The sequence below is a fragment of the Nodularia chucula CCY0103 genome, from assembly GCF_963923915.1.
In the GTDB taxonomy this organism is placed as follows: Bacteria; Cyanobacteriota; Cyanobacteriia; order Cyanobacteriales; family Nostocaceae; genus Nodularia; species Nodularia chucula.
Genome location: NZ_CAWUOL010000023.1, coordinates 14,320 through 31,408, shown reverse-complemented (window position 1 = coordinate 31,408; position 17,089 = coordinate 14,320). Strand labels below are relative to the sequence as shown.

At 41.8% G+C, this 17,089-nt stretch carries 15 protein-coding genes; 5 read left to right on the top strand and 10 right to left on the bottom strand.

Annotated elements, in window-relative coordinates; genetic code table 11:
* Positions 1–16: 16 nt before the first annotated feature.
* Positions 17–409, bottom strand: coding sequence for a hypothetical protein (locus ACM0OP_RS09210; protein ID WP_414528103.1), 393 nt, complete (start codon positions 407–409; stop codon positions 17–19).
* 124 nt (positions 410–533) lie between these two features.
* Here ACM0OP_RS09210 and ACM0OP_RS09205 point away from each other — a divergent pair, with 124 nt between their 5' ends.
* The gene (locus tag ACM0OP_RS09205; RefSeq protein WP_414528102.1) at positions 534–1,694 is read left to right on the top strand and encodes an AI-2E family transporter; all 1,161 of its coding nucleotides are present in this window, start codon (positions 534–536) and stop codon (positions 1,692–1,694) included.
* A gap of 86 nt (positions 1,695–1,780) precedes the next feature.
* Here ACM0OP_RS09205 and ACM0OP_RS09200 read toward each other — a convergent pair whose 3' ends face one another.
* Positions 1,781–3,109 (bottom strand): serpin family protein, encoded by a 1,329-nt coding sequence (locus tag ACM0OP_RS09200; RefSeq protein ID WP_414528101.1) that lies wholly within the window; start codon positions 3,107–3,109, stop codon positions 1,781–1,783.
* A 475-nt stretch (positions 3,110–3,584) separates the two neighbouring features.
* Entirely contained in the window at positions 3,585–4,586 is a 1,002-nt protein-coding gene (locus ACM0OP_RS09195; protein WP_414528100.1) for a glycosyltransferase, read from the bottom strand.
* 38 nt (positions 4,587–4,624) lie between these two features.
* On the opposite strand from ACM0OP_RS09195, the gene ACM0OP_RS09190 reads away from it, so the two are divergent.
* Entirely contained in the window at positions 4,625–5,011 is a 387-nt protein-coding gene (locus tag ACM0OP_RS09190; protein ID WP_414528099.1) for a nuclear transport factor 2 family protein, read from the top strand.
* A gap of 12 nt (positions 5,012–5,023) precedes the next feature.
* On the opposite strand, the gene ACM0OP_RS09185 is transcribed toward ACM0OP_RS09190, so the two are convergent.
* Together ACM0OP_RS09185 and pedR are read right to left on the bottom strand one after the other, a co-directional pair.
* Complete coding sequence (locus ACM0OP_RS09185) at positions 5,024–5,677, bottom strand: DUF6391 domain-containing protein (RefSeq protein WP_414528098.1); 654 nt, start codon at positions 5,675–5,677, stop codon at positions 5,024–5,026.
* 179 nt (positions 5,678–5,856) lie between these two features.
* On the bottom strand, positions 5,857–6,120 hold the full coding sequence (gene pedR / locus ACM0OP_RS09180; RefSeq protein WP_414528097.1) for a photosynthetic electron transport-dependent transcriptional regulator PedR: 264 nt from the start codon (positions 6,118–6,120) through the stop codon (positions 5,857–5,859).
* 353 nt (positions 6,121–6,473) lie between these two features.
* Between pedR and ACM0OP_RS09175 the strand changes: the two genes are divergently transcribed.
* The gene (locus ACM0OP_RS09175) at positions 6,474–7,451 is read left to right on the top strand and encodes a carbohydrate kinase family protein (protein ID WP_414528096.1); all 978 of its coding nucleotides are present in this window, start codon (positions 6,474–6,476) and stop codon (positions 7,449–7,451) included.
* Here ACM0OP_RS09175 and ACM0OP_RS09170 read toward each other — a convergent pair.
* From ACM0OP_RS09170 to sfsA, 3 genes are read right to left on the bottom strand one after another with little or no spacing between them, the layout of a single operon-like run.
* On the bottom strand, positions 7,448–7,675 hold the full coding sequence (locus tag ACM0OP_RS09170; RefSeq protein WP_414528095.1) for a hypothetical protein: 228 nt from the start codon (positions 7,673–7,675) through the stop codon (positions 7,448–7,450). The two genes, ACM0OP_RS09175 and ACM0OP_RS09170, sit on opposite strands and share 4 nt — an antisense overlap.
* A 12-nt stretch (positions 7,676–7,687) precedes the next feature.
* On the bottom strand, positions 7,688–8,173 hold the full coding sequence (locus ACM0OP_RS09165; RefSeq protein WP_414528094.1) for a gluconokinase: 486 nt from the start codon (positions 8,171–8,173) through the stop codon (positions 7,688–7,690).
* Between the two features lie 53 nt (positions 8,174–8,226).
* Positions 8,227–8,952 carry a DNA/RNA nuclease SfsA gene (gene sfsA, locus ACM0OP_RS09160; protein WP_414528093.1) on the bottom strand — a complete coding sequence of 242 codons (726 nt, stop codon included), beginning with the start codon at positions 8,950–8,952 and terminating at the stop codon, positions 8,227–8,229.
* Positions 8,953–9,114: 162 nt separating this feature from the next.
* On the opposite strand from sfsA, the gene ACM0OP_RS09155 reads away from it, so the two are divergent.
* On the top strand, positions 9,115–10,383 hold the full coding sequence (locus ACM0OP_RS09155) for a tetratricopeptide repeat protein (protein ID WP_414528092.1): 1,269 nt from the start codon (positions 9,115–9,117) through the stop codon (positions 10,381–10,383).
* Positions 10,384–10,623: 240 nt separating this feature from the next.
* Here the strand turns inward: ACM0OP_RS09155 and ACM0OP_RS09150 are convergent, their stop codons facing one another.
* A complete protein-coding gene (locus tag ACM0OP_RS09150) occupies positions 10,624–11,988 on the bottom strand; it encodes an NAD(P)/FAD-dependent oxidoreductase (RefSeq protein WP_414528091.1) in 1,365 nt (454 codons plus the stop codon).
* Between the two features lie 486 nt (positions 11,989–12,474).
* Entirely contained in the window at positions 12,475–15,048 is a 2,574-nt protein-coding gene (gene mutS / locus ACM0OP_RS09145) for a DNA mismatch repair protein MutS (protein WP_414528128.1), read from the bottom strand.
* 242 nt (positions 15,049–15,290) lie between these two features.
* Between mutS and purB the strand changes: the two genes are divergently transcribed.
* Positions 15,291–16,586 carry an adenylosuccinate lyase gene (gene purB / locus ACM0OP_RS09140; protein ID WP_414528090.1) on the top strand — a complete coding sequence of 432 codons (1,296 nt, stop codon included), beginning with the start codon at positions 15,291–15,293 and terminating at the stop codon, positions 16,584–16,586.
* Positions 16,587–17,089: the final 503 nt, after the last annotated feature.

Below are 17,089 nucleotides of genomic sequence, written 5' to 3'. Positions count from 1 at the left end.
AAGATTATGGCATAAACTAAGACAAGTATTTCCCTAATACCCGTTCGGCAAAACGACTAAACCCTGATAAACGATGAGATTTCCCCTGAATGAGCCGAATAATTAGCCAAACACTGACTAAAAAGTAACCAGAGGTCAGAAAGCTATTGAGGATTAACATCCGCAAGGTCAAAAATTCTGAAGTTGCTGCCCCAGTTGCTAAGAAAGAATAGCCCAATAGCCAAGTGAAAGCTAAGGTAATAGATAGACGACTCACCATCAATTGTTCCTTTGTTCCTTTGCGGTGATAGAGAGTCCACAGGGAGGGGAAAAAGCCAATCACGGGAATTAAATACAGAAATAACTGTTTTTGAGATATGACTGTCTCTTGAGTGTACTGGGAATCGTCTATTGGTTCAAGATTTTCCATAAATATAAGTTTAATCCTAAAGTAGGGAGATGAAATACCATCACGTAGTCAGAGATAATAAGCTATAGACAATGATTTTAGAATAAAAAAGCTAAAAACCCTTATATCCTGCAATCGACTAAAAATGCATACACGTAAGCTACTCAACTGGTGGCAGACATTGACACCAATAGCACAGATTGGTGCCATCGCCTTATGCGCCCCACTTTTAGTTCTAAATGGCTGGGCAATTGCGGCAATTTTCCATTATTTTCACTCCTTGATCGTGATTTTAGTGGGAGCTTCAGTTTTAGCATTTCTGCTTAACTATCCTGTAACTTGGATGGAGCGTCAAGGTGCGAGGCGAGAACAAGTTGCCATTTTAGTCTTTTTGATCGCCTTATCAGTGCTGTTGGCTTTGGGAGTGACTTTATTTCCTCTCGCCCTTTCCCAAGCCCAACAATTAGTGGCGCGACTACCAGAGTTAATCGACTCCGGCCGTTCTCAACTGATGATGTTAAATCAGAAAGCAGAAACCCTGAATTTACCCATCAACCTGGATGTGCTTTTAGGCCAAATTAACGATCGCGTCAAGAGTCAATTGCAAGCGATCGCCGGACAAGTGTTAAATTTAGCAGTAGTCACATTCACCAGCCTGCTAGATTTTCTGTTAACAATGGTGTTGACATTTTACCTGTTACAGCATGGTGGTGAACTTTGGCAGAGTTTAGTAGAGTGGCTACCTACCAAATTTCGTCAACCCTTTTCCAAAACAGTCCGCCTCAGTTTCCAAAACTTTTTCATCACCCAACTCATATTAGCCACCTGTATGGCATCAGCCCTAATTCCCACATTTTTATGGCTAAAAGTACCCTTTGGGTTATTGTTTGGCTTAACTATTGGCATTATGGCGTTGGTTCCCTTCGGTGGTTCAGTGGGTATCACCCTGACGACCTCCCTGGTCGCACTGCAAGATTTCTCTATGGGAGTCAAGGTGTTAATTGCCGCCGTCATCGTCCAGCAAATCTTAGAAAACCTGATTGCCCCCCGAATTTTAGGTAACTTTACTGGTTTAAACCCAGTTTGGATACTAATTTCCGTGCTTACAGGGGCAAGAATTGGTGGACTTCTGGGGGTAATTGTGGCAGTACCCACAGCTGTAATTATCAAGACAGCTTTAACAGCCTTGCGTCCTCAAAGTTTGAATAGTGAAGCGGAAGAGAAACCGGAACCCATTGTTAGCGAAAAATCACGCACATCCGAAACTAACAACCCTTTGGGTTTTTCGGAACCGACATTACCTTGATGAAGAGAACCTAGCTAATTAACTTGATTCAGCAACCCTAGTTAGGACATGATCAAAGTGTAAAACCCAGTCACAGCAAGTATTTACTACTGTGGGTTAGTGACTGCACCCATGAACAAAATGCTGCCTGTTTGATTATCTCGAATCACAGAGAAAAAGGGACGGTCAACAATCATGCGGAAAGGTTCTGTTGGTGGTCTAAAAGATGTGGGTACCATTCCTATGGATGTCGTGGCGGCGGCTTCTGTACCTTCTTCGTTCACTTCCACAAATGTTTTATGTTTAACTTCACTAATCTTGAGATTTTCACCCATAGCAGCAAAATTGGCTTGATTACTAAAAGCCTCTGCCATCCCTAACGCTTTCAAGGCATCATTAAGTGTCACACCATAATCTGTTTTGAAGCGGGGTAAGCGAATAAATCCATCTTCATTTCTAAACTGAGACATCCATTTTTCCCAGTTCTCAAAATTCAATTTTTCATAAAAACTTTGCAGGTCAGATTCCTCCTTGGGCAAAAAGATATAAAAACTGATTTTGCCATCTTCACCATAAGGTAAACTCACCGCCTGAAACTGGTCATTTTCATAGTACCTATATTCCCCACTTTGGGACATCATGGGGTGTTGCTTCTGTTCACCTGATGGGAGTGTAAACGGATGTGGGGCAGTTTGTGATTTATTAAACTGATTAGTCCATTGCCCTTTAAAGTAGATGGCGTTAATTAAAAACAATACCTGATCAGGGGGAATATCTTCCACTATTTTATTGATTTTTCCCCTGGTACTGTCTTCAACCCACTGGTTTATTGTATTGGCAGAGGCGGGATTGTTAAAGTCTAAACTTTCCACCTGAGCTTTGTAAAATTCCTGGGCGCTTTGGAGAAAATTTGGCTGTAATTTAGCTGTTTGATTTACCCAAAGTGAGTTAGCAATGGTCATTTCCACTTGGGGATCAGGAGTTTCTAGTAGTGCTTTTAATGTGGCGTAAGCTGAGTTAATTTCTGGTAAATTCATTCCCTGTAATTCCAGGGTTTTTGCCATTGCTTGTTGTGTAGAACCACTGGCTCCATTGTATGCCATAGCCAGGGCGATCGCTACACTGGAAGGTGAAATAAAAATGTCATCTCCACTACTGTTATTTTGCGCTATTTCTGAAAACAGTTTGAAACTAAACTTGTTATTAGCATCCACAACTTTAGTATCAGAAATTAATGCTTTTTTTGGCAATTGAGTTTCTGAATAAGGAAGATCAGATTGTGTGAAGGAATTTGTACTACCACTGACTTGTGAACAACCTAATACACTACACAGAACAACACTAGCTGCGGCTAAAACGTAGCGTCTGCCTAAACTCACACCATAACGTCTTTGTAGGAATTGTTTTTCCACACCACTTAGTTTCTGCCGATTCATTCTCCTGCCTCATTTGCCAACGTTTTTAGCTGTTTATACAAAATTGCAGCTAAATTATGTCTCGATTGTTCAATATTGCATTTAGAAGCAGCAAAATTAGAGACGGTTACAGTTTTAGTAACAGCGAGTTACTGGAGAAAATTAAAGATAACTTATGTCATATCCTCATTCACACGGCAATTTAGGTGCAGATGCAGCGAAATTTTGGAATTAATGTTATGTAGATTACTTAATTATCAAAAAAACGTTTTTATTTCCTCGTTGAGGATAAAAAAATCTAATGCTTTGCATTTGTTCCAGCTATGATATAAAGGCGTGTAATTAGAGATTTTTTGATGATTGCACTCCGCTATACATTTTATTTCAGGAATGTGGTAGAATGCGGTAACTTTAATAAACTTTTACAACAATTACAGATAATTTTTGCAGTTCTGATCTTGAAGGTGAGATTACTTTCATCAGTCCAATAAGATTATCAGTGTTTCTCAAAGTATCTCTGTTTGAATTTTTTGTATAGGCTGTGCATTCTTAGTTTGGCTATCCGAGATGGAGATAATTCTGGAATATTGGTTGAAAAATTGCTTTTGTGATCAAAAAATTCATTAAGCTCATTTAAAATAACTTGCAATCGCTGGAGAATATTTTCAGTGCGATACTCGGCAAAAAATTCAGAAGGTAAAGTCCTATTTTCTGAAGATTGCAGTAACTTCATAATCCTTTGCATATCATATTCTTGGGAATATCCGGCAATTTTATAGCAATTAAACCCAGGATCTAAATAATCTGACAGTCCGCCGTTAACACTAGAAAATACCTGACAACCACAAGCTAAAGCCTCCATTGGTTGCAATCCAAAGCCTTCACTAACAAGCTGTTGCGCCCAATATTCGGCGGAGTCATAGAGATAAATTTTGGCTTGATTAAATAGCCCTGGTAAATCTTCTACATAAGAATCAATTAATTTGACATTACACTTTTGCTGCAAAGCAGGAATCAATTCTTGGAGTAAATATTCTGAGGATTTTCGAGCTTGGACTAAAACATCAATATCTCGCTGAAGATGTCGGTTTTCAAATTCGTTACTAATTTGATTGGGTAAATAATAAATCAGAGAATGAGGCGATTTCTGTCCCCAATATCCCATAGTATTGCGGCTAACTGTAATAATAGGAATAGTAGCAGGGAGATGAAATTTATAACCTGCACTATGGGCATGATAAATCACGTGATATTCCTGGAGTTTAGCGGCTAGTTTAGGGATATCGAATCCCCAGCTAATCACAAAGATTGCTGCATCTAAATTTTTGGCTGTCAACAAATCATCAATAAATAGTTGGTCTGTTTCTCTTTGACGATAGGTGACGACTTCAGCACTACAAATTTGCTGCGCCAGTTTGACTGTTTTTAATTCTGCCCACAGTCCCCCACAGGCAAATTTTCCATGAGTACCGGGAACTAAGAAGTAAAGCTTTCTCATATAATTTTTAAATGTGCTGACAAGTAATCAAAGTTTTAATGAGCAATTTGGAAATTATTCAACGCCTTTACATCGCCTTCCAAGAGCGAGACACAAATACTATCCGCGAAATTTTTGACCCTGAGATTGAGTGGATACAGAATGAGGGATTTCCCGGTGGTGGTAGGCATATTGGGACAAAAGCAGTATTAAACGATGTGTTTGCCAAATTCCGTTTAGACTGGGATATTTGGCAGGCTGTTGTTGAAGAATGGCTGGATGCTGGAGATACCATTATTGTTTTAGGTAAATACTGTGGCACTTACAAAACTACGGGTAAGTCTACAACGGCAGCTTTTGCTCATGTCTATAGGCTAAGAAATGGGCGGATATTCAAATTCCAGCAGTATACCGACACATTCAAGGTTGCTGAGGCGATGCAATGACTAGAAAACTGGTCATTCTCGCCAACTAACTTTTACAAAATGTCCTTGTCTTCCCCAAATATCACGAGAGAGAGTAATATTTTCAATTACCAGATTAAAGGGAATGGCGGTGGTGATGTGACGCTGGGCGATATAACCTAAATCGGGTGCGATTTCTGCGGCTGTGGTGGCGGCTATTCCTAAACCAATTAATTGTTCTAGGGGTCGGAATGGGAGTAAGAGATTGACACCAACCACTAGTCCGGCTGTTAATAGGATAGCCACTGAGGCATTTGTACCACAACGGGGATGGACGGCTAAATCCCATTCACCATTGATGAGACGATTTAAGCCCAGTGTGACGGCGCGACGCAGGTCACTGATATTTACTTGACCATAAAGATAAAATCCTTGTTCTGTAGATAAACCACCTAATAGTTCGTTATCTACTTGGACTTTGCGGGGTCGGCTTTTGGGTGCATGGGCGCTGTTGGCTTCACTCAATACCCAGACGGTGGCGTGTTCTAGGGCGTGAACTTGGCGCAGCAGGATCATTTCTTTTAACCCTGGGATGAATGATAGCTGTTTGAGTAAGTCAGTATCTTGGGTGGGTTGGGGGGCGGTTAAATCAAATTTAAAAAAATCAAAGTTAGGGGAATTACCGGGAACTGAAGCTGATGTATTCATAAAAACATTGCTCTCCTAGCTGATGGAGCATATATATTTATATAAATGTAACCTCTGGGATTAGGGTTTATTGCTAATTAGTGCGCCTTGATTTGGATGGCAATAGGAATTTACGCTAGAGATTCACCTGACAATAAATGTGTGAGCAGGAGAATAATTAGAATACACTCACAATTGGTCTAATCGTTGCGGACAGGCAATGTACAGCAGTTAACTTCATCTAGGCAAATTTTACCCCACTGCAATGCCCAACGGACGAGAGCGACTCTGTTTTCGGTTTGGGTTTTGGTAAGAATATTGCTGATATGGTTATCAACTGTGCGTTTGCTAATCTCCAGTTTGACTGCAATATCTTGGTTAGTTAAGCCATTGGCTACTAAGTCGATGATTTGCAATTCTCTGTCTGACAGACTAACGGGGGTCTGAGACTCGCTAGCAGCCATAGGTTTTTCTATCCTCCCTTGGTATTTGTACTTAATCCTGTTCTAATTCTAGAGGATTCTTTTGTTCGCAGGGTTAGAAGTTATAGCAGTAATGCAATTGACTAGATTTTCTTTAGATTTGGCTGCGATGGTAATTTGTGATAACATTTAGTATTTATTAACACTTTTATTAAGAAATAAATAGTATAAATACATATATAAAAACTGGTCGATGGGAGGATGTATTGGCTGGTAAAGTAGCAAATAGTGATACTTTATGATTTTGAGGACTGGCGACAGACGAGTTAAGATTGTTGTATATTTTATACTGGAGTTGCTAACTCAAAATTGCAAACCCCAGATTCTGGAATGAAATGAGCAATCCCCGTGTTTTGTGCCTTGGTGAAATTTTGTTTGATTGTTTAGCTGACCAATTGGGGCTAAGTTTGGAGGAGGTGAAGTCCTGGACTCCTTACCCTGGTGGTGCGCCGGCTAATGTGGCTTGTGCTTTGGTGAAGTTGGGAACTCCCGCAGGTTTTGTGGGGGCTGTGGGTGAAGATGAGCCGGGAAATGAGCTGGTGAAGTTGTTAGAAGAGGTTGGTGTGGATACAGTAGGGGTGCAACGTCATTCTACTGCACCAACGCGGCAAGTTTATGTGGTGAGAGATTTGGCAGGCGATCGCAATTTTGCCGGATTTGGTGAGTATGACACCTCTCAATTCGCTGATACCCACTTACAAGCTGAAAAATTACCAGAGCGGCTGTTTCAACAGGCTGACTTTCTGGTATTGGGGACTCTGGAATTAGCCTATCCTGAAAGTGAGCGAGCTATTCACCGCGCCTTAAAGTTAGCAGAACAATATGATTTGAAGATTATTCTGGATGTCAACTGGCGACCAGTATTTTGGCAAGATGCAAATGTGGCGCGTCAGAAAATCCAAGAGATATGGAAGCAAGTTGATTTTCTCAAACTCTCTAAGGAAGAGGCAGAATGGTTATTTGATACTACAGACCCAGGTGCAATTATTTACCGTATGGACACCATTGATGGGGTGTTGGTAACAGATGGTGAACATGGTTGCACCTATTGTTTAGGTGAAAATGAAGGGAATTTACCTTCCTATCCCATTGAGGTTGTGGATACAACTGGGGCTGGGGATAGTTTTTTAGCAGGATTTATCCATCAGCTTGGTAAACATGGTATTCAAGGTTTACAGGATGCAGAAACTGCCAAAAAGGTTGTGGCTTATGCTAATGCTGTGGGGGCGCTAACTACTATTAAAGCAGGTGCGATCGCTTCTCAACCCACTGCGGCGGAAGTTGACGCTTTTCTAGCCTCCCATTCAGTTTAGGAAGTATGACATTTAGCTGGGATATCAGCAATAATCGGCTGATACTCCTGGCTGGAAAAGGGATGAAAATCTTCAGGCCATTTTGCAGTCACATTGCACAACAAACGGAGTTGAAGTGGAGTAGGTGCAGGGTTGACACGCTCAACGTGTACTTTTGTTCCTAAATCTTCATCAGCTTCAGGCGCATCTGGAGGAATTTCAATGATGGGAAATTGTTCTATCATGCTGAAAATTCTCTAAATCCCCAAGGTCTGTTTCAGGTTCTGGACAATTAGTTGGGGTGGTTCGGAAATATCTATACAAATGGCATTTTTAGGCTCTTCAAGGGCATCTAATTGGCTGTTGAGGAGTTTTTCTGACATAAAATGATTTTTTCGTCCCATCAGGCGCTGTTGCAGTACGTCTATGCTGCCCTGGAGGTAAACTAGTTTGATGTTTTTGTTATCCAATCCTAAATATTGGCGATAGTTTGCTTTGAGGGCGGAACAGGCTAAGACTACATTTTCATTTTCTTGTAGCCATAGTGCGATCGCTGTTTGCAAGTCTTTAAGCCAAGGTTTTCTATCGGTATCATTGAGGGGGATACCCAGGCGCATTTTTTCAATGTTATCTATGGAGTGAAGTTCGTCAGCGTCTTGAAATTTCCAGTTTAAGGAGTCGGCTAGTAGTTGTCCGATGGTGGTTTTCCCGGAACCGGAGACTCCCATGATGATAATGATCATTTTTTAACGCAGAGGTACGCTGAGGTTAACGCAAAGGTGCGCGGAGAGGAGTGTTAGAGTTTGAGTTTGGCTAACCCTATGTATTTTATGCCTTCTGGAGATACATCAAAGCGGCAAGGTAAGATTTCTAGGCCTTGGGCGATCGCATTTCTTAGGAGTTTACCATATAGCGGGTCTGTCATATCACCAGGGGCAAATTCGCTACAATCACCCCGGTTGATGAAGTACAACATGACCGCGCGGGTTTGGGGTAATAATGCGGTTAGTTCTCTGAGGTGTTTTTGTCCTCTGGTGGTTTCGGTGTCGGGAAATAAGGCTAAGGTTCCTTGCGCCCAAGTCGTATTTTTGACTTCTAAATAAATAGGGGGTTGGTTGTCGTCACCTGTTAAGAAAAAATCTACTCGACTTTTTTTGTCTTCTCCATACACTACTTCACTTTTTATTTGGCTATATTCTCCCAGTTCGGGGAAGAGGTATTTGGCTAAGGCTAGCTTCACAATGCGATTCGGTAACATGGTATTCACTCCTACCCATGTCGGTTGGTTGTCATGTACCTGAATTAATTCTAAGGTGTACGCTAATTTGCGCTGGGGGTTATCACTGTGGGAAATTTGGACTGCACTACCAATGGTAGATACTCCTGTCATTGGCCCTGTGTTGGGACAATGGGCTGTGACTATTTCTCCTGTATCAAGCTGCACATCCGCAAAAAAGCGTTTGTAACGTTTGAGTAATTTTCCTGAATGTAAGGTTGGATAACGGTAAAGCCAGTCTGTCATTGTTAAACCTATTTGCTGTTAGTTAATATACATTAAATTTTTACCCCTTTTGTAAACTTTTCTTGTGTGCTTCGTTCATCGGAAAATTTGAGATTTTTACTTAATCCTCAAAGTTGATCAGGAATATTTAACATATAAGTAGGATGTATATCTAGTGGCGTTATGAGTGATGAATTTTATGATCGGGGACTGAAAAAGGCTCAGGAAAAGGACTACCCTGGCGCTATTGAGGAGTTTACCAAGTCTGTACAGTTAACTCCTTATTTTGCTGATGCTTTTTTACACCGGGGTTTGGCTTATTATGATTCTGGTGCTATTCATCAAGCTGTTTCTGATTATACTGAAGCGGTGAGGTTGAATCCTGAGAGTATGCAGGCTTATTATTGTCGGGGTTTGGCTCGGTTAGGGTTGAAAAATTTACCAGGGGCTTTACATGATGTCGATATGGCCATTCGCCTAAATTATCATTATGCGCCGGCTCATCATTTGCGGGGGATAATTAGACGGAAACAGGGTTTTATTAATGATGCGATCGCCAATTTTAAACAGGCGGCTGAATTATATTTAGCACAAAAGGATACAGCCAGTTGTCGTTTGTGTATGGAAAAAATTAAGGAGTTACAACCATCACAAAAAAAAACTGCTGAGGCAAGTATTTCTAATAATATGCCCATATTATCAACCAAGGCATATTTTACCCAGTTATTAGAAAAGGCGGAGAAAGGAAATACACGGGAGGCGATCGCTGATTTAAACTGGATATTACAAGCTGATTCCCAAGATGCCCACGCTTACTGCTGCCGAGGAGTGGTACATTGCAAAATGGGAAAATATCAAGATGCGATCGCCGATTTTAATCAAGCATTATCCCTAAATTTAACGGATGCTGTGGTTTATCGCAATCGGGGGAAAGCTCGTTCCCTGTTAGGCGATCATCAAGGAGCGATGGCGGATTTTAATCAAGCATTAAAAATTCAACCCCAAGATACTTTAGTATATGTGGCTAGAGGTAACGCCTACAGAATATGTGGTAATTATTTAGATGCCATTCAAGATTACAGCCAAGCATTACAAATTAATCCCGATTATGCTCCAGCTTACTATAATCGCGGTCTTGCCTACACTTGTTTAGAAGAAATGCCAAACGCAGTTGCTGATTATCAAAAAGCAGCGCAAATTTTCTGTGAAAATGAAGATTGGGACAATTATCATCAAGTATTAAGTAGTTTACAGAGAATCCAAAAATCTACCCCAGAAATTAGACAGCAAGACTATAATTTACTGCGTCAGCGAGTTTTGCGGTTAGTGGGGGGATATTGGGAAATCGCCCAACGATTAATTGATCAAAAGCAAGAACATTTTCCGGGAATGTCTGATGAATGGTATTTGCAACAAATAATTGCAGATTTAGAACGCGATCGCAACAGGTAATATCATGTTCGGTGAAAGACTTATCATTAAGGCCGCAGGGGAGCAGGGAGCAGGGAGCAGGGGGAAAGAGGATTTTACGTTTTTTGCACAGAGGTGGGAATTAGAACTAATTAGGCGAACATGATGTAAAACCATTAAAAAGGAGTTTTAAGCCTGCTCTCTACTAGATATTAAACCCGCCATCACTGACGGGTATGTAGATGGGTTTCAGTATGGTGGAATTAGCCACAAACAAAAATCCTAAACTTTCAGGGCTTCTTTGTTATCTTCCACTTTGTAAGGATTGTTAGGGTTAATGTTTTGGATCTCCACAAATGCTTCTTTTCCTGTAATTAGTCGAGAGCGACGATTACGAGTGAGATAATTCCAAGCCCACTGAATGACTACTACTATTTTAGTGTCAAATTCGATTAAGAAGTAAATATGAATTAGTAGCCAAAATACCCAAGCAATGAATCCTTTTAGTTTGATTAAGCCTAAATCTACCACGGCTAAATTCTGCCCAATCATTGCCAAACTACCCACGTCACTGTACTTAAATTGTGGTAAAGTATGACCTTGAAGGCGGAGTAAAATCAGTTTAGCTACATATTCTCCAGCTTGTTTAGCTACTGGTGCAACACCAGGTAAGGGTTTTCCGTGTTGATGAGAGAAGTTAGCTAAGTCTCCCACTACGAAAATGTTTTTATAACCCTTGATAGTCAAGTCTGGTTCTACGATTACACGCCCGGAGCGATCGCATTCTACCCCTGTACGTTCTGATAACACTTTCCCCATATGCGAACCTTTAACACCCGCAGCCCACAGGATAGTTTTTGAGGGAATTACTTTGATCTCATCGTTTTGCTTGAAGGTGACAATATCGTTGTTAATATCTGTCACTCTAGTTTTGGTATTAACAATTACACCCAATTGTTCCAGAGATTCTTGTGCTGCTTGGGATAACTCTGGTGCTAAAGCGGGAAGGATGCGATCGCCCCCTTGCAATAGTAAAATTTGAGTTTCTCCGGTGTCAATGTTGCGGAAATCTTCTTTGAGAGTTTTGTATGCTAACTCTGCGATCGCACCCGCTAATTCTACACCAGTGGGACCTGCACCCACAATCACAAAATTCAACAAAGCCCGGCGTTTTTCTGGATCAACTTCTTTTTCTGCGCCTTCAAACGCCGAGAATATCCGCCGACGTATTTCAATCGCATCTTCAACAGTTTTTAAACCAGGAGCAAAATCTTTCCATTGATCTTGACCAAAATAGGAATGGTTAGCACCTGTAGCTAAAACTAATGTATCGTAAGGTACTACTTGTTCACCCAAAATAACTTGGTTAGCTTCTGGATCAATATCATTTACTTTCCCCAGCAACACTTGTGTATTCTTACTTTTTCTGAGTACAGCCCGCAATGGAGAGGAAATATCAGCAGGTGATAGCGTACCTGTGGCTACTTGATATAAAAGTGGCTGAAATAAGTGAAAGTTACGTTTATCAATCAAAGTAATATCTACATTATCGGCCTTAGCAAGCGTCTTAGCTGTATATAGTCCACCAAAACCACCACCAACGATTACTACTTTATGTCGTCCATTATTCTCAAGTGAAGCTGCCATAAGAAATATTTCCTTGTGTTAAGAATGTTGTAACTATTCTTAACAAAAATCTAACAAAACTTTGATAAGTATTGCCGTTTATTTAGAACATTTGTAAAACTGATAAAAGTAACCAAAGTTATCAATTAGTAATTCTTCCCTGCAAAATTCATACATTCCCTAATCACCTAAATAGTAATTATCCGGTCAGTAAATCATCTTGACAATAAATTACTTTATAACAATATTAACACCCAACAGAAATTCACCACTTTAGAAGCACGAAACACCATAGAGAAGGAAGGGAATTGAATCAAAAATTCATGCTTGACAAAAAACTAACTTTTAGCATCATAGATTATATTTTATTTTTCCCTTCATGACAGTAGTAGGCGTAACAGGTTGAAACTGGAATTTTGCCACGGTAGAATATGGTTTTGGGGTGATACTTGTCACTTTATCACTTAAGCAATTAATTGACGAATTAACCAACTCTGTTTGATTCACTTAGAGGTTTTCACGCAACCCCATAGCAATTTTACTGTGTTTCTCAATTTGTCCCATGACTTGTTTGGCTCGTTGAATGACCACATCTGGTAAACCGGCGAGTCTTCCGGCTTCTATACCATAGGATTTATCTGCACCGCCCGGTTGGACTTGATGTAAAAATATAATTTGGTCGGGTAATTCTTTCACTGTCACTTGATAGTTAGCAACATTGGGCAGAATACTTGACAATTCGTTTAATTCATGGTAGTGGGTGGCAAAAATTGTCCGCGCCCGAATTTCCGTGGCGATATATTCTGCTACCGCCCAAGCGATGGAAAGACCATCAAAAGTTGCTGTTCCTCTGCCAATTTCATCTAATAATACAAGGGATTTGGCAGTAGCATGATTGAGAATATTGGCGGTTTCGTTCATCTCCACCATAAAGGTAGATTGACCTGTAGCTAAGTCATCTACAGCACCGACACGGGTAAAAATGCGATCGCACACTCCCAATTTAGCAAACTTCGCCGGCACAAAACTCCCAATTTGCGCCATCAACTGAATTAACCCCACCTGACGCAAATAACAACTCTTACCACTCGCATTGGGACCAGTCAAAATCACTAAATCGGGGAGTGGGGTATTTTCTTCTTCACTACTCCCTAACTGGGTACAATTCGGTACAAAAAACCCCGCAGGTAAAGACTGTTCCACTACCGGATGACGACCATCCACAATCATAATTTCTCGTCCTTCCACCATTTCCGGACGACAATAACCCTGCTGTACCGCTAAGTCCGCCAAACCGCACAACACATCTGCGGCCGCTACCGCACGGGAAATATTCCGAATGATTTCCCCTTGTTCTCCGACTTCTTGGCGCAACTCTACAAAAATCTCATATTCCAACTGATTTAAATCATCCCGCGCTGTCAGTATCCGCGCTTCTCGTTCTTTCAACTCTGGGGTAATGTAACGTTCCTCATTAGTTAAAGTTTGCTTACGGATGTAATTATCCGGTACTTGGTCAGATTTAGCACGGGAAATGCTAATGTAGTAACCAAAGGTTTTATTAAATCCTACTTTTAATGTGGGGATTCCGGTTCTAGCCCTTTCATCCACTTCTAAGTTAGCAATCCATTGTTGGTCAGCTTCTACAGTGGCTTTTCTCTCATCCAACTGGGGATTCATCCCTGCACGAATTAAGCCGCCTTCTTTTATATGTATGGGTGGTGCTTCTACTAAGTGGGCGTGTAACTTTTCGGCTAATTCTGATAATTCTGCTGGTACTCTTTGTAAAGCTTTGAGAAAAGGCGATCGCACCTCCGCCACTAAGCGGGATAATTCCGGTAAACGGGAGATAGAATCAGCCAAAGCGACTAAATCTTTAGCGTTCGCAGTCCCGGAACCAGCCCTACCTGTAAGGCGTTCTAAGTCGTATATTTGCCGTAATAATTGCCGCAAGTCTTGACGCAGGGGGGTATTTGACATCAATTCCTGGATGGTATCTTGTCGCGCCCGAATCCCTTTAATATCCAGTAAAGGTTGTAATAACCACCGCCGCAACGCCCGCCCGCCCATTGATGTGCTAGTTCTATCTAATGACCACAACAGGGAACCGTGAAATGTCCCATCTCGCACCGTTTGCGTAATTTCTAGGTTACGGCGGGTTTGATTATCAACAATTAAATAGTCAGTAATGGTATAGGTGCGTAGCTTTTGCAGGAATACTGGGTTAGTTTTTTGCATATCTTCCACATATTCCAGCAAACCCCCAGCTGCGCGCACAGCCAGAGGAAGATGATCACAACCGAGTCCTTCCAGCGATCGCACCTTAAATTTCTGCAATAATGTGGATCTGGCTTCACCTTGGGAAAAGGGAAGTTGCGATCGCAAGCTATAACAAAATGATGGGGGTAAACATTGGGGAAGATGGGGCGAAGTTTCTCCCGGACGCAACAACGTACCCAAATCAGGGGCGTTAGTGGGAACCAGCACCTCAGAAGGTTGTAACCGCATCAACTCCTGAGTCAGATGTTCTAAATTACTTCCTTGAGTGGTGAGAAATTCCCCAGTAGAGATATCTGCATAAGCCAAACCCCAGTGATTTACCGCAATTACCACAGCCGCTAGGTAATTATTGCGACTAGACTTTAACATTCCCTCTTCCAGCAAAGTCCCCGGTGTCAGGATACGTGTCACCTCCCGCTTCACCAAACCCACCGCTTCCGAAGAATCTTCTACTTGGTCGCAAATTACCACTGCGTAACCTTTTTCCACCAATTGGGTTGTGTAGCGTTCCCAAGCGTGGTGAGGTACACCAGTCATCGCCACCCGTCCCACTTCCCCACCGTGTTTACTAGTGAGTACAAGTTCCAATTCTCTGGAGACAGTGACAGCATCTTGGAAAAAAGTTTCAAAAAAATCTCCCACCCGATACAGCAGCAAAGCATGAGGATATTTATCCTTCACCTCCACATAATGCTGATACATCTTACTCAGCTTACTGCGGTCTACCAGTTGAGTATCAACCAGAGGTGTAGCAGGTTTAGGGTTTGCTGTTGGTTGAGTTTCAGAGTTAGATGCAGTCATAAAAGCTAGGGTTGATGCACGGAGATTCCACAATACTTGATGATAACCCATCGCTCAAACTTTTGTTATCTTATCGCTTAAAGTAGTGAACAGGCGAACTGACAAGTCAGCGCTTGCGCTATCGCATGATAATGCCAGCAGACCACAAGTAAGAACCATCACCTCAATAATTTTAGCCCACTGATAGTTATGCAAGGGCTAATTAAACTGTAGAATATGACAGTTGTATTCTGCCGCGAACGTTGATTGAGCGTTATACTTTGCCCGAAATGGGCAACCTGTGGACTGAAACTTACAAATTAAAAACCTGGCTTCAGGTGGAGATTGCAGTTTGTGAAGCCCAAGCTGAACTGGGTTATATACCTTCTCAGGCAGTTGAAGAAATTAAAGCTAAGGCGAATTTTGACCCGAAGCGAGTGTTGGAAATTGAAGCGGAAGTCCGTCATGATGTCATTGCCTTTTTAACTAATGTCAATGAATATGTGGGTGATGCTGGACGTTATATTCATCTGGGTTTAACCAGTTCCGATGTACTAGATACGGCTTTAGGACTACAATTAGTTGCTAGTCTGGATGTCATATCTCAACATTTGGAAGAGTTGATTCAGGTAATTCGCCTGAAGGCGCGGGAACACCGTAATACAGTGATGATTGGTCGTTCTCACGGTATTCACGCTGAACCCATGACTTTTGGGTTTAAGTTAGCTGGATGGTTAGCGGAAGTATTGCGCCATCAGGAAAGGCTGAAAGTTCTCCGGGAAACCATCGCCGTGGGTAAAATATCCGGTGCTGTGGGAACCTATGCCAATATTGAACCACGAGTAGAAGCGATCGCCTGTGAAAAACTGGGACTGAAAGCTGATACGGCCTCAACTCAAGTGATTTCCCGCGATCGCCATGCCGACTACGTGCAACAATTAGCCTTAGTCGCCGCATCCATTGAACGGTTTGCTGTAGAAATTCGTAACTTACAAAAAACAGACGTTTTAGAAGTTGAAGAATTTTTTGCCAAAGGTCAAAAAGGCTCCTCAGCTATGCCCCACAAGCGGAACCCCATCCGTTCGGAACGGCTAACGGGTATGGCTAGGTTGGTGAGAAGTCATGCTGGTGCAGCCCTAGAAAACGTGGCTTTATGGCATGAACGGGACATTTCCCATAGTTCTGTAGAACGGGTAATTTTGCCAGATGCTTGCATTTTGACACACTTTATGCTGGTAGAAATCACTGCATTGGTAAAAAACTTGCTGGTCTATCCAGAAAATATGGCGCGGAATCTCAACTGCTACGGCGGTGTAGTGTTTAGCCAAAAAGTTCTACTGGCTTTAATAGACAAGGGAATGAACCGGGAAGAGGCTTATGCCATTGTTCAAGAAAGCGCTCATACTGCTTGGAACAAGCCAGAAGGAGACTTCCACGCGTTAATTACTCAAAACCCGCGTGTAACTGAAAATCTGTCCCCAGCAGAAATTGAAACGTGTTTTGACCCACAGCAACATCTGCGTCATTTAGATCAGGTTTATCAACGACTAGGTATTTAGGCAGGGAGAAGAGGCAGGGGAGCAGGGAGCAGGGAGCAGGGGAGAAGAAGTTGGGCTTGTACCACGATTTTTCTTCCTCATCTCCGGATGAACTTTTCCGAAGGAAACGCCAAGGGCAAACGGACGAGGGGTTAGGCGTTGGGTGACATGATTGTGGTAATCGTAACTCACTTTGGAACAACAAGATAATTTTACGGGTAGGCCAATAAAAAGCCCTCATATTGATGAGGGCTTTTTTGTTTCCAATTATTCCGAATTAACCCAATCGGTGGGGCAAATGTTATATCTTCCTATTGCAGAATGTTCGCAGGAGTTTCCAATTATTCCGAATTAACCCAATCGGTGGGGAAGGCACCGTTACAGCCTTTGAGAAGATGGTTTATAGTTTCCAATTATTCCGAATTAACCCAATCGGTGGGGAGTTCGTCTAGCAGCCTTTACCCAGTAAAGGTTTCAGACCGCAAATCGACACACCTCTAAAAAAGATTGTACACCCAGCCGAA